This is a genomic window from Nocardioides psychrotolerans, from assembly GCF_900113685.1.
GTDB classification, from domain to species: domain Bacteria; phylum Actinomycetota; class Actinomycetes; order Propionibacteriales; family Nocardioidaceae; genus Nocardioides; species Nocardioides psychrotolerans.
The window spans coordinates 249,030-271,098 of record NZ_FOQG01000002.1 but is presented as its reverse complement, the minus strand read 5'-3'; the positions used below and the strand labels follow the sequence as shown (position 1 = coordinate 271,098).

The 22,069-nt window shown below is 71.1% G+C and carries 24 protein-coding genes and 2 pseudogenes; 6 read left to right on the top strand and 20 right to left on the bottom strand.

Annotated elements, in window-relative coordinates; all coding sequences use genetic code 11:
• Positions 1-204 precede the first annotated feature (204 nt).
• The 3 genes from BM204_RS03470 to BM204_RS03460 are packed head-to-tail and all read left to right on the top strand — an operon-like array spanning position 205 to position 1,507.
• Positions 205-858 carry a M23 family metallopeptidase gene (locus BM204_RS03470; protein ID WP_091110415.1) on the top strand — a complete coding sequence of 218 codons (654 nt, stop codon included), beginning with the start codon at positions 205-207 and terminating at the stop codon, positions 856-858.
• 5 nt (positions 859-863) lie between these two features.
• Positions 864-1,124 carry a type II toxin-antitoxin system Phd/YefM family antitoxin gene (locus BM204_RS03465; protein WP_091110714.1) on the top strand — a complete coding sequence of 87 codons (261 nt, stop codon included), beginning with the start codon at positions 864-866 and terminating at the stop codon, positions 1,122-1,124.
• Complete coding sequence (locus BM204_RS03460) at positions 1,121-1,507, top strand: type II toxin-antitoxin system VapC family toxin (RefSeq protein ID WP_091110413.1); 387 nt, start codon at positions 1,121-1,123, stop codon at positions 1,505-1,507. The genes BM204_RS03465 and BM204_RS03460 overlap by 4 nt, the downstream gene beginning before the upstream one ends.
• Positions 1,508-1,543: 36 nt before the next feature.
• Here the strand turns inward: BM204_RS03460 and BM204_RS03455 are convergent, their stop codons facing one another.
• The 9 genes from BM204_RS03455 to BM204_RS03415 form a co-directional block, all read right to left on the bottom strand.
• The gene (locus tag BM204_RS03455) at positions 1,544-2,443 is read right to left on the bottom strand and encodes a tyrosine recombinase XerC (RefSeq protein WP_091110712.1); all 900 of its coding nucleotides are present in this window, start codon (positions 2,441-2,443) and stop codon (positions 1,544-1,546) included.
• An 86-nt stretch (positions 2,444-2,529) separates the two neighbouring features.
• Positions 2,530-3,660, bottom strand: a complete 1,131-nt coding sequence (gene dprA / locus BM204_RS03450) for a DNA-processing protein DprA (protein WP_091110412.1) — start codon at positions 3,658-3,660, stop codon at positions 2,530-2,532.
• The gene (locus tag BM204_RS03445; RefSeq protein WP_091110410.1) at positions 3,657-5,285 is read right to left on the bottom strand and encodes a YifB family Mg chelatase-like AAA ATPase; all 1,629 of its coding nucleotides are present in this window, start codon (positions 5,283-5,285) and stop codon (positions 3,657-3,659) included. The genes dprA and BM204_RS03445 overlap by 4 nt, the downstream gene beginning before the upstream one ends.
• Positions 5,285-5,650, bottom strand: a complete 366-nt coding sequence (locus tag BM204_RS03440; RefSeq protein ID WP_091110409.1) for a YraN family protein — start codon at positions 5,648-5,650, stop codon at positions 5,285-5,287. The genes BM204_RS03445 and BM204_RS03440 overlap by 1 nt, the downstream gene beginning before the upstream one ends.
• Positions 5,651-5,765: 115 nt before the next feature.
• Positions 5,766-7,514: a pilus assembly protein TadG-related protein gene (locus BM204_RS03435; protein WP_091110407.1), complete on the bottom strand. Its 1,749-nt coding sequence runs from the start codon at positions 7,512-7,514 to the stop codon at positions 5,766-5,768.
• Complete coding sequence (locus BM204_RS03430) at positions 7,514-7,936, bottom strand: TadE family protein (protein WP_091110405.1); 423 nt, start codon at positions 7,934-7,936, stop codon at positions 7,514-7,516. Before BM204_RS03430 ends, BM204_RS03435 begins: the two co-directional genes overlap by 1 nt.
• A 133-nt stretch (positions 7,937-8,069) precedes the next feature.
• The gene (locus BM204_RS03425; protein WP_091110403.1) at positions 8,070-9,773 is read right to left on the bottom strand and encodes a pilus assembly protein TadG-related protein; all 1,704 of its coding nucleotides are present in this window, start codon (positions 9,771-9,773) and stop codon (positions 8,070-8,072) included.
• Positions 9,770-10,243, bottom strand: a complete 474-nt coding sequence (locus tag BM204_RS03420; protein WP_170259068.1) for a TadE/TadG family type IV pilus assembly protein — start codon at positions 10,241-10,243, stop codon at positions 9,770-9,772. The genes BM204_RS03425 and BM204_RS03420 overlap by 4 nt, the downstream gene beginning before the upstream one ends.
• Positions 10,244-10,371: 128 nt before the next feature.
• Positions 10,372-10,680, bottom strand: coding sequence for a DUF2469 domain-containing protein (locus BM204_RS03415; protein ID WP_091110400.1), 309 nt, complete (start codon positions 10,678-10,680; stop codon positions 10,372-10,374).
• Between the two features lie 140 nt (positions 10,681-10,820).
• Between BM204_RS03415 and BM204_RS03410 the strand changes: the two genes are divergently transcribed.
• Positions 10,821-11,552 (top strand): YqjF family protein, encoded by a 732-nt coding sequence (locus BM204_RS03410; protein WP_246165841.1) that lies wholly within the window; start codon positions 10,821-10,823, stop codon positions 11,550-11,552.
• Here the strand turns inward: BM204_RS03410 and BM204_RS03405 are convergent.
• The 8 genes and pseudogenes from BM204_RS03405 to rpsP form a co-directional block, all read right to left on the bottom strand.
• Positions 11,535-12,239, bottom strand: a complete 705-nt coding sequence (locus BM204_RS03405; RefSeq protein WP_091110399.1) for a ribonuclease HII — start codon at positions 12,237-12,239, stop codon at positions 11,535-11,537. The two genes, BM204_RS03410 and BM204_RS03405, sit on opposite strands and share 18 nt — an antisense overlap.
• 6 nt (positions 12,240-12,245) lie before the next feature.
• Positions 12,246-13,127, bottom strand: coding sequence for a signal peptidase I (lepB, locus tag BM204_RS03400; RefSeq protein WP_246165838.1), 882 nt, complete (start codon positions 13,125-13,127; stop codon positions 12,246-12,248).
• A 42-nt stretch (positions 13,128-13,169) separates the two neighbouring features.
• Entirely contained in the window at positions 13,170-13,520 is a 351-nt protein-coding gene (rplS, locus tag BM204_RS03395; RefSeq protein ID WP_091110397.1) for a 50S ribosomal protein L19, read from the bottom strand.
• Positions 13,521-13,717: 197 nt separating this feature from the next.
• On the bottom strand, positions 13,718-14,089 hold the full coding sequence (locus BM204_RS23130) for a GNAT family N-acetyltransferase (RefSeq protein WP_256215530.1): 372 nt from the start codon (positions 14,087-14,089) through the stop codon (positions 13,718-13,720).
• A 126-nt stretch (positions 14,090-14,215) separates the two neighbouring features.
• Positions 14,216-14,887 (bottom strand): annotated as a pseudogene (trmD, locus tag BM204_RS23125) (tRNA (guanosine(37)-N1)-methyltransferase TrmD); the annotation flags it as partial.
• Positions 14,884-15,435 (bottom strand): ribosome maturation factor RimM, encoded by a 552-nt coding sequence (rimM, locus tag BM204_RS03385; RefSeq protein WP_218031131.1) that lies wholly within the window; start codon positions 15,433-15,435, stop codon positions 14,884-14,886. The gene rimM and the pseudogene trmD, both read right to left, overlap by 4 nt.
• 107 nt (positions 15,436-15,542) lie before the next feature.
• Entirely contained in the window at positions 15,543-15,785 is a 243-nt protein-coding gene (locus tag BM204_RS03380; RefSeq protein ID WP_091110393.1) for an RNA-binding protein, read from the bottom strand.
• Positions 15,786-15,922: 137 nt separating this feature from the next.
• Positions 15,923-16,372 (bottom strand): annotated as a pseudogene (rpsP, locus tag BM204_RS03375) (30S ribosomal protein S16); the annotation flags it as partial.
• A 181-nt stretch (positions 16,373-16,553) separates the two neighbouring features.
• On the opposite strand from rpsP, the gene BM204_RS03370 reads away from it, so the two are divergent.
• Positions 16,554-17,144 (top strand): hypothetical protein, encoded by a 591-nt coding sequence (locus BM204_RS03370; protein WP_143099643.1) that lies wholly within the window; start codon positions 16,554-16,556, stop codon positions 17,142-17,144.
• A gap of 17 nt (positions 17,145-17,161) precedes the next feature.
• Here the strand turns inward: BM204_RS03370 and BM204_RS03365 are convergent, their stop codons facing one another.
• Both BM204_RS03365 and BM204_RS03360 read right to left on the bottom strand, forming a co-directional pair.
• Entirely contained in the window at positions 17,162-18,232 is a 1,071-nt protein-coding gene (locus BM204_RS03365) for an amidohydrolase family protein (RefSeq protein WP_091110387.1), read from the bottom strand.
• Positions 18,233-18,279: 47 nt separating this feature from the next.
• Positions 18,280-20,271 (bottom strand): glycoside hydrolase family 3 protein, encoded by a 1,992-nt coding sequence (locus tag BM204_RS03360; protein ID WP_218031130.1) that lies wholly within the window; start codon positions 20,269-20,271, stop codon positions 18,280-18,282.
• Positions 20,272-20,437: 166 nt separating this feature from the next.
• Between BM204_RS03360 and BM204_RS03355 the strand changes: the two genes are divergently transcribed.
• Positions 20,438-21,607, top strand: a complete 1,170-nt coding sequence (locus tag BM204_RS03355; RefSeq protein WP_091110386.1) for an ROK family transcriptional regulator — start codon at positions 20,438-20,440, stop codon at positions 21,605-21,607.
• A 14-nt stretch (positions 21,608-21,621) separates the two neighbouring features.
• Here the strand turns inward: BM204_RS03355 and BM204_RS03350 are convergent, their stop codons facing one another.
• A complete protein-coding gene (locus BM204_RS03350) occupies positions 21,622-21,993 on the bottom strand; it encodes an NYN domain-containing protein (protein WP_091110384.1) in 372 nt (123 codons plus the stop codon).
• Between the last annotated feature and the right edge of the window lie 76 nt (positions 21,994-22,069).

Genomic DNA, 22,069 nt, shown 5'->3' with positions numbered 1-22,069 from the left:
CTCGTCGTGGTCGGCAAGCGTGCGAATTTCAGAACCGGGTCGAGACCTGGCTCTGATGGGCTCAGACTAGTCGAGCGTGGCCACCGGCCGCCAATCCACCCGAGCTGCCCACCCCGCATCCACAAGGGCCCGCGCGGACGTCGTCGTCCCCAGGTCGCACTCCTGCGGACGCGCCGGCTGCCCGACGCGCCTGATCATCGGCTCATGACGCCCTCCACGGCCACCCCTGCCGGACCACGAGCCCGCGCGGCACTCGCTGCGTTCCTCGCCCTCGCGGTCGCCCTGGTGGTGATCGCGCCCCTCGCCTCGGCCCTCGAGGGGCCCGACCCGGTGGGGGTGTGGCCACTGGCTCCCGACCCCGAGGTCGTCGCGACGTTCGACCCGCCCGACTCCGCCTACGGCGCCGGTCACCGAGGCGTCGACCTCGCGGCGCGCTCCGGCCAGCCGGTCCGGGCCGCCCTGGCCGGGACCGTGACGTTCGCCGGGACCCTCGCCGGCCGCGGGGTGGTCGTCGTAGGCCACGGCCCGACCCGCACGACCTACGAGCCGGTGACGGCCACCGTCGCTCTCGGCGAGAGCGTTGCTCGCGGAGGTCGCATCGGCACCCTCCAGCTCCCGGGCTCCCACTGCTTCCCGCGCGCCTGCCTGCACTGGGGCTGGATCGAGGGCGAGACCTACCTCGACCCGCTGCGGCTCGTGGGCGGTGGCCCAGTCCGTTTGCTGCCACTGTGGCGAGACCTGCCCGTCGTCGGCCCGCGGGAGGCACCCATCCTGCGAGCAGGTCCCGCCCCGTTCCTCGTCGCACCCCCGACATGGCCTTCATTGCTACAGTTGCTACGGCACTGGAGCGTGACGTGAAGGAGATGACCGTGCAGCGGATTCCCCACCGCGAGCTGCGCAACAGCAGCGCCGAGATCCTCCGTAGGGTCGCCGACGGAGAGGCCTTCGAGGTGACCAACCACGGCGTCGTGGTCGCGATCATCTCTCCTCCGCCAGCTGGTCGAGGGGGGCTACCGACTGACCGGGAGGCGACGCGTCGAGGTGGGTGGTCCGACCTGCCGAGGCGCAGCCTTCCGCGATCGACGGCGGAGGTGTTGGACGAGCTGCGCGAGGAGCGGCTGTGATCGTCTACCTGGAGTCGTCGGCCGCAGCGAAGCTCCTCGTCGAGGAGCCCGAGAGCGCCGCCCTGGTCGACTTCCTGACCCAGCTGCACGAGGACGACGTCGTCGCGTCAGCGGTGCTGCTCGAGACAGAGATGCGTCGCTTCGCCGCCCGCGTGTCCCTCCCTCAGGAGGACGTGACCTCCCTCGTCGACGGAGTGCGCCTCCTGCGCATGGGCCGCAAGGTCTTCCACACCGCCGGGGTGCTGCCCGGCACCGACCTACGCAGCCTCGACGCCCTGCACCTCGCCACCGCGGTCTTGCACGAGGCCGACGTGATGGTGACCTACGACCGCAGGCTCCTCGCCGCTGCCTCGGCTGTCGGCCTGCCCTCCCTCTCGCCCTGACCCGGCCCGACCCGGCCCTACCGGTGACGGTTCCCGTCAGGCGCGGGGGTGGGCCTGCTGGTAGGCGCGACGGAGACGGTCGGTGGTGACGTGCGTGTAGAGCTGGGTCGTGGCCAACGAGGCGTGACCCAGCAGCTCCTGCACCGAGCGCAGGTCGGCCCCGCCTTCGAGCAGGTGGGTCGCGGCGGTGTGACGCAGGCCGTGCGGACCGATGTCAGGGGCGCCCGGCACCTCGGCGATGCGCTGGTGGACCAGGGTGCGGACGGCCCGCGGGTCGATGCGCTTGCCGCGGGCCCCGAGGAAGAGCGCCGGACCGGACCCGTCCACCTGCAGGTGCGGTCGCCCCTGGCGCTGCCAGAAGTCCAGGGCCCGCGCGGCCGGCCGGCCGAACGGCACCGAGCGCTCCTTGCGGCCCTTGCCGAACACCCGGATGACGTAGCGGTCACGGTCGATGTCGTCGATGTCGAGACCGACGAGTTCGCCGACCCGGATGCCGGTGGCGTAGAGCAGCTCCAGCATCGCGACGTCTCGCAGTCCGATCGGGCTGCCGTCGTCGGCCAGCTCGGCCGCGGCGGCGATCAGGTCGCTCGCCTCGTCGGCGCGAAGCACCGGAGGGAGCGTCTTGTGGGCCTTGGGTGAGCCCAGGGACGCGCCGACGTCGGAGGGGGCCCGTGCCGTGCGCGCAAGCCAGGCCGTGAAGACGCGGGCTGCGGTGGCGCGCCGGGCGATCGTGGTGCGAGACAGGCCCATCGTCTGCTGCTTCGCCAGCCAGCTGCGCAGCGTGCGGAGGTCGACGTCGGTGACTTCGGTGCATCCGAGCCGTGAGGCGTGCTCGAGCAGACCGGCGACGTCGGCGGTGTAGGCCCGGACCGTGTGGGGCGTGAGGTCTCGCTCCGAGACGAGGTGACGCTCGTAGTCGCCGAGCACCCGCGCCATCGGCTCCGGCAGCAGGCCGGCCGTCTCCTCGGGCGTCGGGTCGGCAGTCACGGCCTCACTCTAGGAGCGCAGCGGTCAGCCATGACTCAGGCGCGCCCCAGCACTCCGAGGCGCCAGCCGACGCCGTCCTGCTCGACGAGCCCGGTCTTCTCGAGGTGCACCAGCGCGGAGCGCACCTCCACGATGCCTAGGCCGGCGGTGCGGGCCACCGAGTCGGTGCCGACGCCGGCGGCGACCGGCACGGCGTCGAGCACCTGCCGGTGGCGCAGGGTGAGTCGGTCCCGCACCGTGAGCGGCTCCTGCGGCGACTCCAGCAGGTGCTCCCCGACTCCTCCCACCATCTCCAGGACCTCGTGGGCATTCGTCACCAACGTGGCGACGCCTCGCCGCACCAGGTCGTGGGCCCCCTGGGACTGGGCGCTGGTCACCGGGCCCGGGACGGCGAGGACCTGGCGGTTGAGGCGCTCGGCCCACGAGGCGGTGTTGAGGGCGCCGCTGCGCTGGGCGGCCTCCACCACGACGGTGCCGCGCGACAAGGCCGCGATGAGGCGGTTGCGCGCCAGGAAGCGGATCCGCGTCGGCGCGCAGCCGGGCGGCGCCTCGGAGACCACGGCGCCGTGCTGGGCGATGTGGTCGATCAGCGACTGGTGGGCCGCGGGGTAGGCGCGGTCGGCGCCGCAGGCCAGCACCGCGACGGTCGGTCCTTCCATGGCGATCGCCCCGCGGTGGGCGGCCTGGTCGATGCCGAAGGCCGCTCCCGAGATCACCGGGGCACCGTGCCGCACCAGGACCGCCCCCATCTCGGAGGACACCTGGTCGCCGTAGGTGGTGGAGGAGCGCGAGCCGACCACGGCCACGGAAGCCCCCAGCTGGTCGAGGCGCCACGGCCCCTTGACCCACAGGCCGATCGGCGGACCACCACGCTGGTGGAGCTCGGGGGCATTCATCAGGTCTCCGAGCTGGCTGGGCCACTCGGGGTCGCTCGGGATGACGAAGCGGATCCCGAGGCGGTCGGCCCGGTCGAGCTCTCGCTCCGGGTCGGTGGAACCCAACCGGGCTGCGACGTCGGTGAGCATGCCGTGGGAGTCCTCCTGCCGCAGCAGCATGCCGTGGAGGCTGGCGCCCCCCAGCTCGGCGACGAGCTTGGTGAACCGGGGGTCCCCGGGCTCGGTCAGCCGGCTGAGCGCGACGCGGGCCAACCGCTCAGCGGAAGTCATCCGGCCACCTCCTCGACCGTGCCCACGACCGCTGGAGCGACCTGGCGCGCCAGCAGCGGATCGCCTGCCCGGAGGCGGAGGGCCGTCTCGACCTCGACCGCTCCGGGGCGCACGTTGACACCCGCCCGCACCGCGGCGAGGTCGGCGATCGTCATCGCGAGCCGGTGCACACGCACTGCCCCACGGCTCGTGAGGCGACCGGCGAAGACCGCGTCGTCGAGCAGCCGTTGGGCTGCCGGTGGCAATGGCCACCTCTCACGCAGAGCAGGTCCTGGCGCCTGGCCGTTGAGCCGCCAGCTGCAGTCGGCGTAGCGGACCGCCTGCAGGCGGCGCGCCACCTCGACCCTGGCCCGGATCTCCGCGGAGGTCTCGAGGACGTCGAACCGGTCACTGCGCTCGTGCGGCATCGGCGGCTCGACGTGTCGGGTGATGTCGATCCGGTCGGTCACCGGCCCCTTGACGCGGGCCTGGTAGTCGCGGCGGACCACCTCGCGGCAGCTGCACTTGTTGCGACCGACCGACGGCCGGTAGTCGCCGCAGGGACATGGGTTGCACGCCAGCACCACCATGCCCCGCGCCGGCAGGACTGCCGCCTCACCGTGCCGGGCGATCGTGACGTCGCCGCTCTCCATGGGTTGGCGCAACGCGTCGATCACGTCGGACCGGAACAAAGGAAATTCGTCCAGGAAGAGGACACCACCATGAGCGCGACTGATCTCGCCCGGCCGCACCTGCCCGGAGCCGCCCCCGATCAGGCTGGCCTTGCTCGCGTCGTGGTGGGGAGCTCGGAAGGGGGCCCGGAGCACCATCCCCTGACCGGCGTCGAGGGCACCACAGAGGGAGTGGATCGCGGTGAGCTCCAGGGACTCCTCGGGGGCCAGCTCCGGGATGATCGTCGGGATCCGCTCGGCGATGCTGGTCTTGCCCGAGCCCTTGGGCCCGGAGAGCAGGACGTGGTGGCCGCCTGCGGCGGCGACCTCAACGGCGTACTTGGTCTCGCGCAACCCGTGCAGGTCGGCGAAGTCGACCTCCTCGAGGCGCTCGTCGCCTCGCCAGGAGAGAAGCCGGGTGCCCGACATCGGCGCGACGGGCGGCGCCTCGGGCACCTCCTCCCCCGCAAGCTCGGCGGCGACCTGGGCCAGGGAACGCATGCCGAGCACGGTCATTCCCGGCACCATCGACGCCTCCTGGGCACAGGGCTCCGGGACGAAGACCCGGGTCACGCCGCGGGCGGCCGCCGCCAGCACCATCGGCAGGACCCCCGCGACGCAGCGCAGCCGACCGTCGAGCGACACCTCGCCGATGAAGGCCGTCTGCTCGAGGGAGCCACGCGGCACCACGGCGTCGGCGGCCAGGACCGCGACGCAGATCGCGAGGTCGAAGTGGGTGCCGCGCTTGAGCAGGTCGGCAGGCGAGAGCAGCACCGTGATGCGCTTGGTCGCAGGCCACCGGAGGTCGCTGTTGATGATGGCCATCCGGCAGCGGTCCCGCGCCTCGTTGAGAGCCGGGTCGGCACGCCCGACAAGGGTGGTGCCGACCGCACCGGGTGACACGTCTGCCTGGACGTCGATGAGGTGGCCGACTGCGCCGTCGAGACACACCGAGCGTGCGGTCGCGAACGCCATCAGATCCCTCTCACGTGCTCGACCACGGCGGGACCCCGCGGTGGCCGCATCACCGCGACCAGGTCGATGCGCGTGTCGGGAGGGGTCAGGCCGTGGTCTGCGGCCCAGCGCAGGGCGAGGACCCCGAGCCGGTCCCGCTTCTCCGCACCGACTGCCTCATGGGGCGTGCCGAAGGCGTCGCTGCTGCGGGTCTTGACCTCGCAGACGACCAGCACGTGACCTTCCCGGAGCACCAGGTCGATCTCCCCCGCGCCGCACCGCCAGTTGCGGTCGAGCAGGACCAACCCCTGCTCCACGAGGTGGCGAGCCGCCACCGATTCTCCGTACGTGCCCAACGCCTGCCGGGCCGCTGCTGTCGTCGTCATCGCCTGACCTCCTGCGTCGAGGCTGCCTGAGTGAGCCGACGGCGGGGACGCGTGGGCGAGCGGGCTGTGGACGACGCCGTCCTCCGTCGGCCTGTGGACGACTCGTGGTCGCGCCTCAGTGGCGGAGGACAGGGACGTTGCAGATCGCCTGCACGGCGAAGACGTCGGCTCCCCCGACCCGGAGCCCCAGCAGGGATGCCACAGGATTCACGACCATGCTGTCGAGGTTGTAGGCGAAGGGTCGCAGGGTCTTCTCCACGAAGCCGTCCGGGCCGATGACGCCCGACAGGATCGCCTGCGTGATATTGGCGGTCAGAGCACTGAGCGTGACCCCGAGCGTGAGCAGCCCGTCGGCCGAGACGGTGAAGTCGAGCTGATCGACGCTCACCACCGGGATCGCGCTCCGGAGCAGATCGGGGTCCTGGCCGACTTCGACGGGGACGGTGTCGTTGGGCGGCATCCTCAGCGCTGCGATCGTCGCCGGGGCTCCCGTCGGGGCAGCCAGCCTGATCGAGACCGTGGCAGCGACATCGATCTTGCCCAGCACTCCGAGCGTGACCTTGCCACCCAGCTCGATTGCCGCGTTCAGCGAGTAGTCGGCCACACCGGAGGTGACGTCCACGCTGAAGGTGTGGGGGTCAGCCAGCGTCCGTGCCCCACAGTGGACCGGTGGGCTGGTGCTCAGCCGCCCCTGGGCGTTGCCGAGGTTGATCGTGATGCCGCCGGTCGCCTTGCTCGTCTGGAGGGTGCCGTCGATGAGGAAGCCGGACCCGATGTTGATGCTGGGGGTGTTGAGGAAACTGACCGTCGCGTCAGTGGAGACCTGACTCGTCTTGGCGACCGAGACGGCGCTGCCGGGCGCACCACAAGCCAGCTGAGGACCCTGCTGCACGTAGAGGGATCCGGTCACGTTGCCGACTCCGGGCACCCCGGCCTGAATGTTGGGGATGTCGATCGCATGACGTCCGTTGGCCACCATCACGGCACCGGCCAGGATGTCCAGCACACTGAAGTCGGTCTTCAGTGCGGCCGCATCGGTCGGGGAGACGCTCAACGCATCACCGACGCGGACCAGGGGGGTCTTCGTCGCGAGCGCGAGGAAGGACGAGAGCGCCGTGACGGCCAGGCTGTTGTCGGTCGACTCCTTCTTCAGGGCGTCGATCGTGGCGTTCACCAGGTTGGCGAGACCGACCGTCCCGGTCAGGAGCTGTTCGGCGCTTCCGATCCTGGTGTCCGCGGCGAGCTGGGCGAGAGTGATGTCGGCTGCGGCGATCTGCTGGTAGCTGAGCACGCTCAGGTTGAGGCCGAGGAAGTTGTTGAGCTGGCTCACGAGCGCGGAGTCACCGGATCGGACCGCGGCGACATAGGAGCCGAGCCGGTAGCACGCCGTCGACGATGCTTTCGCCAGCGCGGTCCTGGTGGCTGCACCCGAGCCAGGCGCGAACGCGAAGTCGACGACGCCACGGGCCTCGACGAGGACCCCGTCGGGGACGGCGCCGTTGGCCACCTCCTCCACCGCACCGGATGGCAAGGTCCGGGGCAGCTGGGCGCCGTCGGCTCCCGTCACGACGTAGATCAGCGTGGCGGTCACGCCGGTCACCTGACCGAGGGAGGTGGAGTTGCGGGCGGCACTGGCGTCGATGGTGGTCTGGAGCGACGGCGTCCCCGTGCGGATCTCGCCGGCCTTCCTGCCATCGAGGAGTCGGGCCGCGTCGAGAGCTACGACGTCCGCGAGGGCCTGCATGTCGCTGCGCACCACCCGTTGCATGCCGAGGTCGACGGCGAACGCTGCTGCGACGACAAGCACTGCCACGGCAGCGGCGGTCAGCACCGCGACCCCACCTCGTTCGTCCCGGCGCGCCATCAGCTGACCTCGGAGACGGCCGTGTAGGTGAGCTTGTCGGGGATCACGAGCCCCAGGCCGAGGAAGACGGGCTTGCTCGGGTCGGCCTTGTAGCTGTGGGTCACGGTCACCGAGACACAGGTGCAGGTTGTCGGGAAGGTCACCGTGCACGTCAGGTAGGTCGAACCGCAGGCGACGCCCATCGCCGAGCCGACAGCCGACGTGGCCAGGGCAGCCCGGTTCGCGGACAACGGGGCGACCGCGGCTGCTCGCGCGCCTTCGGCCGCTGCCTGGCTCAGTGACTGGCGAAAGCTCAGCATGTAGCCGTAGGTGATGATGCCTATCAGCATCAGCATTAGCAGCGGGGCGATCAGCGCGAACTCGAGGGCAGCGGCGCCACGCTCGGCGCGACGACCACTCCGTCGTCGCAACAGCTCCGGCACGTCCTTGCTCCTCTAGGTGGCCCCCAAGTCAACCCCCACGACCCACGTTAGGTCAGCCAGAGCCGTCGCGGTGCCACTACTGCACTCGTTGGGCAGTGATGACTAGCAGAAATGGCCGATCGGAGGAGCGGACTCAGCCTCGCAGAGCAGGCTCGGAGCAGAGCGGCCTGGGGAGCCCGAAGACGTCCGCGCTGGCGATCCTCACGCCGAGCGTGGCCATCAGGGGCAGCACGAGTGCCGAGTTGAGCTGGGTCGTCAGGGAGGACGTGATCGTCATCGCCGCATCGAGGACCGTGGCCAACGAGCCTCCCAACGCGAGGGGGATGCCCAACAGGGTGGCCGTGACCGTCGTCGTGCTCCTGCTCAGGGTGACCGCTCCTGGGGAGAGCCCTACCCCGGCGGAGCCCGCCGGATAGGCAGCGCTGTAGGAACCCAGGGTCGGGAACTGCATATTGACCGTGGTGCCCGCCGCTGACGAGCTCGCGTTCAACGTCGCCGGGATCACGATGTCGAGGTCCACCAGCACCATCGCGCCGAGGAGCCCGAGGGGCAACTGCATCTGGGCGCCGAGACGGACCGACAGGTTGCCGGTGATGGTCACCAGACCAGGCGTTGCGAGGACTGACATCACGTCGGGCTTGGCGACGTCAGGAGTCCCGCAGGTCGCGGCAGTCAGGGTGCCGGTGGCGTTGGCGGCAGTGACGCTAAGGTTGGTGATGGTGACGCTCGTGGAACTGACGGTCAGCCCGACGGCGGTGACCCCCGGCAGCGAGGCGATGGAGCCGTTGAGGTTGGCGCTCACCTGCTGTGTGGTCGCTGTGGCTGTCGGGACTCGCCCGCAACCGGCCTTGGCTGCCTGACCTACTCGGACGCTGCCCGTCAGGGACGCCAGGGGCAGGTTGATGCCCAGGGAAGGTACCTCGACGAACGACTGGCCGTTGGAGACAGTCGCAGCGCCGTAGAGCAGGTCGAGGGCGTTGAGGGACGCGGCGGCTGCGGCGCCGTTGCCCTGGTCGACGTTGATGAGCGTGCCGACACCGACGGTGGCGGCCGATCCCACCGCGAGCGCGAACGCATCGAGCACGGCGGCCTGCGCGGTGTCACCCTGGCGTCGCAGCACGACCGCTGAAGCGGTGTAGAGCTTGGCCAGCGACACCTCGGTCGTCAGCAGCTGGTCGACCGTCCCGACACCCAGGGACGGGACGCCGATCAGGTCCAGGAGCGACAGCGAGGCGTTGGCGAGACCCTGGTAGCTGGCGATCGAGAGACTGACCGGGCTCCCGAGGGCCTGGCCCAGCACCGCGTTCAGCAGGGCCGAGCGCTTGGTGTCGAGGGCTGCCCCGACCGAACCGATCTTGAAGCAGGCACCCGAGTCGGTGTTGGCCACTGCCGTGCGGACAGCACCCCCGCTGCCGGGGACGAAGGCGAAGCCGACGCTCGTGGCCGCAGTGACCCGCACGGCTCTCGGCACGACAGCCGCAGCTGTGGTGGGCATGAACGCACCCGTGGGGCTGAGCGTGCCCAGCTCGACGGTGACCTGGGGGACGCCACCCACGTTGCAGACCTGACGGCTCGCCGCCGGTCCGCACAGTTGGTTGCGCACCAGGCTGGCCTGGGCCAGTCCTGGCATGAGCGGTGTCAGCTGCGAGACGGTTCGCTGACCATCGAGCTCGCGGACCAGGTCCAGGGCGACCACGTCGGCCAGCGACTGCATGTCACGACGCGCGACGCGCTGCATCCCGAGGTCGACGGCGAAGGCAGCGACGATGATGAGCACCATCGAGATGACCCCGGCGATGATCGCGACGGCTCCCCGCTCATCGCGCCTCCTGGTCAACTGACCCTCGCCTGGGCCGAATAGGTCAGGACCGACGGCATCACGTAGCCCACACCAGGGAAGGACGGGACGATCGGGTGGTCGCGGTAGTTGTAGCTCAGGGTCACGGTCACGCATTCGACTCCGGTGGAGGCCGGCGTGCAGGGGCCCGGTGCTGTCACGCTGCAGGTGCCGACCGCGGCGCTGCCCTTGCGAAGGACGCCGGCATCACAGGTGGCCCCGAAGCTGTCGAAGGCGCCGTCGATCGCGTCATAGCCGGCGTCCTGCTTGTCGGCTTCGAGAAACGTCACAGCGGCAGCGCGTGCTCCCTCGGCCGCGGCCTGGCTGAGCGTCTGGCGGAAGCTGAGCATCACGCCGTAGCTGATGATGCCGAAGAGCAGGAGCAGCAGGAGCGGAACGACGAGGGCGAACTCGACGGCCGACGCACCGCTCTGCGAGCGACGTGCTTGCTGCCTGTGCCAACCGTCCATGACTCCCACCCCGTGGGGGCGGGCCCACCTCATGTGGTCTTCCCCCAATTAAGGGTAGAGCCTCCACTCTGGAACCGTGCTGAAAACGAGCTCCGGACTGGACATGCCCCAGGGGGTATATCCCCAGGTCAGGGCTTCGGCAGGTCGATCTCGGACTGGTTGAGCTCCTCGACGTTGACGTCCTTGAACGTCAGGACCTTCACGTTCTTGGCGAAGCGCGCGGGGCGATACATGTCCCACACCCAGGCGTCGCTCATCGACACCTCGAAGAAGACGTCGCCGGCCTCGGTGCGGGCCTTCACGTCGACCTGGTTGCACAGGTAGAAGCGTCGGTCGGTCTCGACGACGTACTTGAAGATGCCGACGACGTCGCGGTATTCGCGGTAGAGGGTGAGCTCCTGCTCGGTCTCGTACTTCTCGAGATCCTCGGCGCTCATCAGGTCTCCTGCGGGTCGTCGGGGGGCGGTCGGGGACGGACGGATCGGGCTCGCGCGGTCGGGCGTACCCACGGCACTGGCATCGTAGACGTGTGAGGGCGACGGAAGGCAGCGCGGCACGAGGGATACCCCGACCGATCGTGGCCCAGGGGCCGCCCCTGCCGTCGCGGCAGATCATGAGCCAGTGGTGGCGCGACATCAGCTTCCTGCACTGGCGTGTCGACCCCGACCTGCTGGCTCCGCAGCTGCCCGACGGCGTCCGCCCGGACACCTACGACGGCAGCGGCTGGGTCGGGCTCATCCCGTTCCGGATGGTCGGTGCCGGCATCGGTCACGGTCCTGCCGTTCCCTGGCTGGGCACGTTCCTGGAGACCAACGTGCGCTACTACACGATCGACGACGCCGGACGCCGTGGCGTCGTGTTCGCCTCGCTGGAGGCCGAGCGGCTGGCCGTCGTGGCCGGCGCCAACGCCTCCTTCGGTGTGCCCTACCAGTGGGCGCGGATGTCGTGCACTCCCCCGGCACTGCCGCCGGACCCGGGGGGACTGCGGATGCGCTACGACAGCCGCCGACGCAGCCTGTCTCGGCCCCACAGCCGCGTCGAGGTCGAGGTCGGCGACACCCTCGAGGACCCTCAGGGCCTCGAGCTGTTCCTCACCGCCCGCTTCGGGCTCCATACGCGTCGCTTCGGTCGCAGCTGGTGGATCCCCAACACCCATGCGCCCTGGCCGCTGCGCCACGCCCGCGCCCTGTCCGTGGACGACCAGCTGGTCAAAGCGGCGGGCCTGCCTGGCGTCACGGACCGCGCTCCCGACTCGGTGCTGTTCTCCTCCGGCGTGCAGACCGTCTTCGGGCTACCGCAGCGGCTCTGAGGCGCCCTCAGCCACCGACGGCCCCGGGAGGCGCTCCAGGCCGGCCGCACGGCGTACGTTGACGAAGCGCATGCGGTGCACCGGCGAGGGGCCGTGCTCGGTCAGCGCAGCGGCGTGGGTCTCGGTGATGTAGCCCTTGTGCGTCTTGAAGTCGTACGCCGGCCACTCGCCGTCGAGGTCCCTCATCAGGCGGTCGCGGGTCACCTTGGCAAGGACCGAGGCGGCCGAGATGCAGGCCGCGACCCGGTCGCCCTTCCAGATCGCGAGCCCCGGGACCCCGAGCCCGTCGACCGGGAAGCCGTCGGTCAGGACGTAGGCAGGAGGCAGCTCGAGCAGCGCGACGGCACGCCGCAGGGCCTCGATGTTGGCCACGTGCATCCCGAGCCGGTCGCACTCGTCGTGCTCCACGACGACGACCGCCCAGGACGAGGCGCGGCGCACGACCTGCTCATAGCAGCGCTCACGCGCCTTCTCGGTCAGCAGCTTGGAGTCGGCCAGCCCGGGGATGATCCCGGCTCTCCCGGGCGGGAGGATGGCCGCGCCCGCCACGAGGGGTCCGGCACAAGCGCCACGCCCCGCCTCGTCGACCCCGGCGATCGGCTCGATGCCATGACGGCGCAGCGCCCGCTCGTAGCCGTAGAGCCCGGCGTCACGACGCACGGTGAGACCTCGGGGCAGGTCACTCACGAGCGCTCAGTCTGCGGCGGGGGCAGCGTCGGGTGCCGGCACGTCCGCGAACGTCTCGGGCCGGTCGAGCCAGTCGAAGCGGTCGCGCGGCCAGACCAGCACGAAGACCTTGCCGACCACGAGGTCGGTGGAGACGTAGGGGCTGTCGCTGCAGTCGGTCTCGGCATCGGTGCACAGGTGCACCGTGGAGTCGGCGGAGTGCGCGCGGTTGTCGCCCATGACGAAGATGTGACCCTCGGGCACAGGACCGGCGCTCCAGTCGCAGTTGCCCGTCATCGGGCCCTTGCACTTGATGCCGACCTCGGCGGGGACGTAGTCGTCCTCCTCGAGCGGCACGCCGTTGACCAGGAGCCGCCCCTCCACGTCGCAGCACTCGATGACGTCGCCCTCGACACCGATGACGCGCTTCACCAGGTGACCGCCGGTCGGGTAGAGCCCGATCTTGGCCAGCGCGCCGGTGAAGGCGTTGGTGGGGCCGCTGTCCTCGGCGGCGCCGAGCCAGCCGCCCGGGTCCTCGAACACGACGACGTCGCCGCGCGAGGGCGAGCCATCGAACCAGTAGGACGGCTTCTGCACCAGGATCCGGTCGTTCTTGACCAGGCCCGGCTCCATCGACTCCGACGGGATGTAGAACGCCTGGACGAAGAGCGCCTTGATGACGATCGCGAGCACCAGCGCGACGCCGAGCAGCAGGATCGTCTCCTGCCAGATCGGCAGGTTCTTGCGCTTCCTCTTCGTCGTCGTGCCGTCGTCCTCGACCGCGGCGGGCTCGTTGCTGGGCTCGGAGACGACAGTGCGCGCGACCCCTGAGTCATCAGCAGCAGCCGGGTCGGAGGCGCCCTCCTGGGAGGGCTCGACGGGCTCGTTGCCGCGGGAGTCAGAGGTCACGCGCAGAGTCTAAGGACGGTCGTTCGCGGGAGAGCCGGGGGCTCAGAACTCGCGACGCTCCTTGATCTTGGCAGCCTTGCCGCGCAGGTTGCGCAGGTAGTAGAGCTTGGCGCGACGCACGTCGCCGCGGGTCACGATCTCGATCTGCTCGAAGATCGGGGAGTGCAGCGGGAAGGTGCGCTCGACGCCGACGCCGAAGGAGACCTTGCGGACGGTGAACGTGCGGCCGATGCCGGAGCCGTGGATGCGGATGACGACACCCTGGAAGATCTGGACACGCGCGCGGTTGCCCTCGACGACCTTCACGTGGACCTTGATGTTGTCACCGGCGCGGAAGGCCGGGACGTCGTCGCGCTTGGCGGCGTTGCCGAGCTCGGCAATGAGGTTGGTCATGATTTCTCCTCGCGAGTGCCACAGGTCAGGCGCGGTGTCGGGTGGGTTCAGCGGTGTGGGCCAGACGTGTGGCCGGCGGCGCAAGGCTCCCCCTGTGGCAGGAACCCGACGCAGACCCTCCGGGTGTGCTTCGGAGCGGACCTTCGGCCGACTGGACCGGGGGTCGAGTTTGCCACACCGCCGGGCCCCGACCGAAATCAACGTCTCGGCTTGGTCAGCACCACCGCGAGCGGTGGCGACGGCAGGTCGGGGCGCCGCCGGAAACCCGCCTTCTTGTACATCCGCAGGTTGTCGACGCTGCGCTCCCCCGTGAACAACGCGTACGACGTCGCGGCAGGCGGCGCGATCGCCTGGACGTGCTCCAGCAGCAGGCGTCCGAGACCGCGGCCCTGGAGGTCGGGCGCGACCATGATCCGGCCGATGTCCCAGACGTCACCGTCGAGCCGGCCGCGCGCAGCCCCCACCAGCCGACCGTGCGAGCGCACGACCACGGTGGTCCAGCCATCCGGCCCCGCCAGCCCTGCGACGACGTCGTCGAGGGACTCGTGCAGTGCGGGGATCCCGGTCACGCTCTCGTTGGCGACCGCCTCCTGGAGCCAGCAGGCACGCTGCAGGGTGAGGAGCTCCCCCGCGTCGCCGCGCGTCGCGGGCACGACCTCCCACTCGCCGGGGCCGGCCGCGCTGCTGGGTCGCAGCAGGTCCGGCCGGCGCTGCGTCGTACGACGCTCGGCCTGGTCGTGGCGCCAGCGGGCGATGCGCGCGTGGTCGCCCGAGAGCAGCACGTCGGGCACGTCGAGGTCGCGCCAGCTCGCGGGCTTGGTGTAGACGGGGTACTCCAGCAGGCCGTCCTCGTGGGACTCCTCGGTGAGCGACTCGGCGTTGCCCATGAAGCCGGGCAGGAGCCGGACGACGGCCTCGGTGATCGCGAGGGCCGCGACCTCTCCTCCATTGAGCACGTAGTCGCCGATCGACACCTCACGCACCTCGGCACGGCCCGCGGCGTGGTCGAGCACCCGCTGGTCGATGCCCTCGTAGCGCCCGCAGGCGAAGACCAGGCGCTCACGCGTCGCGAGGTCGCGGGCCAGCGCCTGGCTGAACGGCTCGCCCGACGGCGTGGTGACCACGATCGTGCAGCCGCCGTCGACCTCGAGCTCGTCGAAGGCCGCCCCCCAGGGCTCGGGCTTCATGACCATGCCGGCGCCGCCGCCGTAGGGCGTGTCGTCGACGGTGTGGTGGCGGTCGGTGGTCCACGAGCGGAGGTCGTGGACGTGGACGTCGATCAGGCCACGGTCACGGGCCTTGCCCGGCAGCGAGAGCGCGAGAGGGGCGAAGTAGTCCGGGAAGATCGTGAGGTAGTCGAGCCTCACGACTCGTCGTCCTCGAGGGGGGTCACCAGTCCCGGCCGGTCGGCGATGACGATCCGGCCACCCGAGACGTCGACCTCGGGCACCAGCGCCTTCACGAACGGCACCAGCCCGTCGCGCCCGTCGGCGGTGCGGATGGTCAGCAGGTCCTGGGCACCGCCGTGCGCGACGGAGCTGACGGTGCCGAGCTCGCGGCCCTCGAGGTCGACCGCGGTGAGCCCGATGAGCTGGTGGTCGTAGAACTCGTCCGGGTCCTCGGGCGTCTCGCCGGCATCGACGGTGGCGCGCAGGACGACGCCGCGGGCGGTCTCGGCGGTGGTGCGGTCGACCAGCTCCTCGAAGGTCACCAGCAGGGTCTGCTGGTGCCAGCGGGCGCGGGCGACCGTGAGCGTGCGATGGGCGAAGCCCGATCCCTGCGGCACCTCGACGTCGAGGACGGCTCCGGTCGCGAAGCGCCGGTCCGGCTCGTCGCTGCGCAGGTCGAGGGTGACCTCACCGCGGATGCCGTGGGGCTTGCCGATCCGTCCGACCACGAGCTCGATCTGCTGCACGGCCTCAGGGTAGGGCCAGCGCACCGTGGGCAGGAAAAGCAGACCGGGCGCCCTCCCGCAGGAGGACGCCCGGTCCGTGGTTCTTCGACCTGTTGTGCGAGTCGCCGTCAGCGGCGGCGGTCCACGTCGACGAAGTCGATGCGGGCGCCGTCCTTGCCCGCGAGCGCACCGATCACGGTGCGGAACGCGGACGCCGTGCGGCCGCCGCGGCCGATCACCTTGCCGAGGTCGTCGGGGTGGACCCGGACCTCGAGCATCGAGCCACGACGCAGCTGCTTGTCTCGAACGACGACGTCATCGGGGTTGTCGACGACACCACGGACGAGGTGTTCGAGAGCATCGGCGAGCATCGGGCTCAGGCCTTCGACTGGTCGCCCTCGGTGGCCTCGGCCTGCTCGGCCGCCACCTCCGGGGTCTCGTCAGCGGGGACCGGAGCGGCCTCCTCGGCGGGAGCCTCGGCAGCAGGAGCCTCGGCAGCGGGGGCCTCGGCAGGAGCCTCGGCAGCGGGGGCCTCGGCAGCAGCCTCGGGCTCCACGGCCTTGGCGGCCTTCTTCTTCTCGGTCTTCTTGGTGACGGCGTCGCCCTTGGGCTCGCTGGCCGACTCCTTGAGAGCCTCGTTGAAGATCTCCTGCTTGTCGCGCTTGGGCGCGGCGACCTTGAGGGTGCCCTCGGTGCCGTCGATGCCCTTGTGCTTCTGCCAGTCACCGGTGATCTTGAGGATCTTGGCGACGGCCTCGGTCGGCTGCGCGCCGACTCCGAGCCAGTAGACCGCCCGGTCGGACACGACGCTGATGTAGCTCGGGTCCTCCTTGGGGTGGTACTTGCCGATCTCCTCGATCACCTTGCCGTCGCGCTTCTTGCGCGAGTCGACGATGACGATGCGGTATTGCGGCACCCGGACCTTGCCCAGGCGCTTCAAACGGATCTTGACGGCCACGGTTGTGGTGTCTCCTTGAGTTCAGTGGTGGGTGAAGGATCGAGGTCCGGGTGGGGAAACACGCGGGGCGGTCCTTCGATGGGCTCTGCGGCGGCCGGGTGAGAGGGTCCGTCCGCGCAGGACTCAGCCGCCGATTGTGCCAGAGTCGCGCGAGGTCTCCGAAATCGGGCACCCTGCAGGGATGACCCAGCCCCCGATGCCACCGTACGGCGGCCAGCAGCCGTACGTCGCTCCTCCGCCTCCCCCGCGCCGCCGCCGGCCGAGCGCGTGGTGGTTCGCCCTCGGGGGTGCGATGGTCGTCGGCGCGATCGTGGCGTTCATCGGGCTGCTGGTGTGGACGTTGACCGGCTTCTTGGAGGTCGACGCCCGCGTCACCGCCGACGACACGCCCCAGAGCGTCGTGGTCGGCACGGACCAGGACGTGCTGCTCTGGGCCGACCCGAGCGCTCCGGACCTGGACTGTGTGGTCGTCGACGCCGAGTCCGGCTCGCAGATCAGGGGTCGGTCGCCCGGCGGGTCGTTCACCCGCGCCCTCGATGGACGCGAGTGGGAGGGCGTCGCCCGCTACGACGCCGGATCCGGCCGTCTGGAGGTCACCTGCCCCGCCGCGCTCGGTGAGGTCGAGGTCGGACCTGCCCCCGCCATCGGCAGCTTCGTGGGCGGCATCTTCGCCACCATCCTGGTGCCGTTGGTCCTCGGCGGGCTGGGGCTGGTCGTCCTGATCGTCACCGGCGTGCTGTTCGCCACCGGCCGGCCCCGTCACGAGGCTTAGTCGTCCGCCACCGGCCGCTAGGCCACGACCCGACCTCGGAGCACCACGCACCGTGGCTCGAGGAGCGCGGTGAGGTCGCTGAGCGGGTCTCGGTCGTAGACCACGAAGTCGGCCGAGGCGCCCTCGGTGAGGTTGTCGAAGCCCAGCCACTCGCGACCCCGCCACGACGCCGCGCCCAGCGCGTACGACGCCGGCAGGCCCAGCTCGGCCATCGCGATGACCTCTCCGGCCAGATTGCCGTGGCGAGCGACCCCACCACCGTCGGACCCGGCGTACAGGCTCACGCCGGCCTCGTAGGCGGCCATGACCGTGTCGCGGCGGCGCGCGAAGAGGTCCGCCATCGTGGCGGCGTAGTCGGGGAACTTCTCGGCGCCCGCCTCGGCGTAGTCCGGGAACTTCTCCAGCTGCATCACGGTCGGCACCAGCGCGACCCCGCGGGCCGCCATCATCTCCACCAGGTCGCTGGAAAGCCCGGTGCCGTGCTCGATGCAGTCGATGCCGGCCTCGAGCAGGCCCGGGAGGACGTCGCGGCCGAAGCAGTGCGCGGTCACCTTCGCGCCGTGCTCGTGGGCTGCCGCGATCGCCTCGGCGAACGCCGCAGCCGGGAACGAGGGAGCCAGGTCGCCCTCCTCACGGGAGATCCAGTCCCCCACGAGCTTGACCCAGCCGTCGCCGCGCTGCGCCTCCCGCACGACCTGCGCGGTGAGGTCCTCCGGCTCCACCTCGTGCGCGTAGTTTCGGATGTAGCGACGCGTGCGGGCGATGTGGCGACCGGCGCGGACCAGGCGCGGCAGGTCCTCACGCTCGTGGATCCACGCAGTCTCGGCCGCGGAGCCGCAGTCGCGGATCAGCAGCGCTCCGGCGTCGCGGTCGAGGATCGCCTGCTCCTCCGTCGCCTGGTCGTCGACCGGGCCGTGGTCGTCGAGACCGAGGTGGCAGTGGGCGTCGACGAGCCCGGGGACGATCCAGCCCTCGGCGATCGTCTCGGCGCCGGGGACCGGCTCGTAGGTGACGTGGCCGTCCACCACGAAGAGGTCACGGGCCTCCCCGTCGGGGAGCACCGGACCTCGGAACCTGTTGACCGTCATGCCCCGGACGTTACCGACGTCCGGGGCCACGACGTGCTGCGGACCCGTCAGCGGGTGCGCAGACCCCAGCCGTAGGCGAACAGCGGGTCGTAGTCGGCGTCGCCGACGTTGATCGGCTCCTGGGCGACCGAGCGCGGCCAGGTGACGGGCAGACGCCCGGAGAAAGGCTCACGTCCCAGCAGCACGTCGGCGACCCCACCCCCCTCGGCACCCGGCAGCCACGAGGCCACCAGCGCGTCGGTCTTCCGGAGCAGCTCGGGCGGGATGATCATCGGCCGGCCCGAGACCACGAGCACCGTGCAGGTGGCTGCCTGGGCACACACCTCACGCACCGCCTGGATGTCGGCGTCGGAGAGCTGCATCGTCTGAGCGGGACGCGGGACGTTGTTGTCGCCCGGGTCGTAGGCCCAGCGCGGGCCACCCACGTCGCCGAATCCCTCGGCGTACGGCGTCTCGCCGACGACCACGACCCCTGCTGCACCGGGCGGGACCGGGGTGCTGGCGGTCTCGCTGAACCGCACCGGGGCGCGGGTTGCGTCGCGGAGGCCCTCGAGGATCGTCTGGCCGGGCACCACGTTCGTCGAACCGCCCTGCCAGGTGAGCGTCCAACCACCGGTCTGGTTGCCCATGTTGTCGGCATTGCTGCCGGCGACGTAGATCGGCTGGCGGGGGCTCATGGGCAGCGTGTCGTGCTGGTTGCGCAGCAGCACCTGCGACTTGGCAACCGCCTCACGAGCGACGCGGCGGTGTGCAGGGCTCCCGATCGTCTCGATGTTGGTCCGGTCTGTCAGCGGCTTCTCGAAGAGGCCGAGGTCGAACTTGACCGTCAGGATCCGCGAGACCGCGTCGTCGATCCGGCTCATCGGGACCTGACCACCCTCGACGGCCGAGGTCAGGGTGGTCACGAACTCCTGGTAGCTGGCCGGCTCCATGAACAGGTCGACACCGGCGTTGACCGAGGTGGCCACCTGCTGCGCATAGTCGCCGGGCAGCTGATGGATCGCCAGCCAGTCGGAGACGACGAGCCCGTCGAAGCCGAGGTCGCCCTTGAGCACGCCGGTCAACAGCTCCTTGTTGGCATGCATCTTGATCGGGTTGCCGATCCCGTCATCGGTCCAGTCGACCGATGAGAAGGACGGCATCACCGAGCCGACGTAGTGCTTGCTGATCGCGGCGGGGTACGGCGAGAGCGCCAGCTTGCGGAACTCCGCACGGGACACCCGGTCGATGCCCTGGTCGAGGGTGTAGTCGCCCTCGCCGGTGTCCCAGGCGGTCAGGCCGTCGCCGGCGTAGTGCTTGGCCGTGGCGAGCACGCGGTCGCGTCGGTCGAGCTGCCCCGGCCGGCCCTGGAGCCCGTCGATGACCGTCTCCAGCCGCGTGGCGAGGCGCGGGTCCTCGCCGAAGGACTCGTAGGTCCTGCCCCACCGGTCGTCGCGGGCCACGCAGATGCACGGCGCGAACGTCCACTGCGGCCCTGAGGCTCGAGTCTCGATCGCCGTGATGTGCCCGATCCGCTCCAGCAGCCCGGGGTCGCGGGTCGCACCCAGGCCGATGTTGTGCGGGAACACGGTGGCGCCCTGGAGGTTGCCGTGGCCGTGCACCGAGTCGACGCCGTAGAGGAGCGGGATGGACAGCCGGGTCGAGAGCGCCGCCTCCTGGAAGGAGTCGACGGTGTCGGCCCAGGCCTCCGGGGTGTTCTGGGCCGGGACCGAGCCGCCGCCGGACAGCACGCTGCCCAGGCCGTAGGTGGCGATGAGGGTCGGGTCGGCGGCCACGTCGGCGCGCTCGGCCTGGGTCATCTGGCCGACCTTCTCTGCCAGCGTCATGCGATCGAGCAGGTCGGCCACGCGACGAGGCGTCGGCAGGTGCGCGTCCTGGTAGGGCAGCGCGCCCGGCGCGGTCCGCACGGACGCAGCGGCGCCCGCCGGAGCGACCTGCGCTCCGGCGGTGATCGGAGACAGCAACGAGACGGTGAGTGCGGCGACGGCGACGGCGCCGAGGGCGGCGGTGGGCCGCCATCGTGGGTGCAGCAGTGACATGGTTTCCCCTAGCCCGAGAACGAGAGCCCGACGGCCGGAGACCGATGGGGCGCGCCGAGGCGCTCCGTCAACGTAGGAAGCGCTAATTCGCCGCGTCAATGCCAAAAGATCCAAGAACAGGGTCTTTTTAGTGCACTTTCCGGATGAATTGCCTAGGATTCGCCTCATGTCCGCGCCCAGCCCCGGAGCCTTGGAACGCCTGCGCGGCGCCCACCGCCGGGCGGTCACGGGGCTGCTCGCCGGCGGCCCCTTGAGTCGGGCGGACCTGACCCGCGCCACCGGACTGTCGCGCACCACGGTCTCGAGCCTGGTCACCGAGCTGATCGCGTCAGGTCAGGTCATCGAGACCACCGACCGGGGCCGACCGCACAAGGGCGGCAGCGGACGCCCGCCCCTGCTGGTCGCCCTCGCCACGCCCGGCGGCAGCGTGGTCGGGGTCGACGTCGGGCACCACCACGTCCGCGTCGCGGTGGCCGATCGCACCGGTGACGTGCTGGCCGAGGAGACCGCGGCAGTCGACGTCGACTCCCACGGCGCCCACACCCTGGACCGGGCGGCGTCCATGGTCCGCGCGGCCCTGACCCGCGCCGGCCTGGGCCGCGATGACGCGCTGGCGGTCGGCATGTGCGTGCCCGCACCGCTGCACCGCGCCTCGGCACAGATCCGGACCGGCATACTGCCCGGGTGGCAGGGGCTCTGCCCTGGCGAGGAGCTGCACCGCCGTCTCGGACTTCCGGTGTTCGTCGACAACGACGCCAACCTGGGTGCGCTCGCCGAGGTCGGGCGGGGCGCCGCCCAAGGCGTGGCGGATCTGGTCTACGTCAAGGTGGCGAGCGGCCTGGGCGCCGGGATCGTGCTGGGCGGGCGGCTGCACCGCGGTGCCACCGGCATCGCCGGCGAGCTCGGGCACGTCCAGGTCGGCGAGGACGGACCGGTCTGCCGCTGCGGCAACCGTGGCTGCCTCGAGACGCTGGTCTCTGCGTCCCGCCTGGTGCAGGTGCTCCAGCCGGCCCACGACGAGCCGCTCGACATGGCACGGGTGCTCGGCCTCGACGCCGACGGCGACCCCGGCGTACGACGGGTCCTCGGCGACGCCGGGCGGACCATCGGGCGGGCGTTGGCCGACCTCTGCAACAGCCTCAACCCGGAGATGGTGCTGCTCGGTGGCTCGCTGGGGGCGTCCCCGTCGGTGGCGCTGGGCATCCGGGAGGCCCTCGACCGCTACGCGCAGCCGGAGACGGCCGCCGCGGTCCGTGTCGCCGCGGGGAGCCTGGGTGACCGGGCCGAGATCGTGGGCGCGGTGTCGCTGGCCATCGTGCGCGTCGCGGCTACCTGAGCCGCGCCGTCGGGCTACTCGAGGTGGCCGAGCAACCACGTCGGGCTCATGATCAGCGCGCCGTAGCGCTCGACACGGCCCATCAGGATCCGGTCGGCCGTCACGACGAAGACCCGGTCCCCGGTCTCGGAGGCTGCCTTGGCCTCGGCCACGATCGTGTCGTCGCCGTTGCCCTTGGCGTGCACGGTGCGCACATGGGCGTCCTTGCCGGGGCGTACGCCGCCCTTGGCCGCGCCCTCCAGCACCAGCACCACGCGATCCTGGGGCACGTCGGCCACCATCAGCTGGAGGTGCAGCCGGGTCGCCGCGCCGGCACGGTCCTTCCACCAGCCGTCGGGGCGGGCGCCCACCACGTTGGCGCCGTCGACGACGAGGACCGTGCCCATCAGGTTGCCTCTCGTCTCAGGCCGTACGCCGGTCCCCGGCGCCGGCGGGTCCGTCACCGGGTCGCCCCCACGCCGT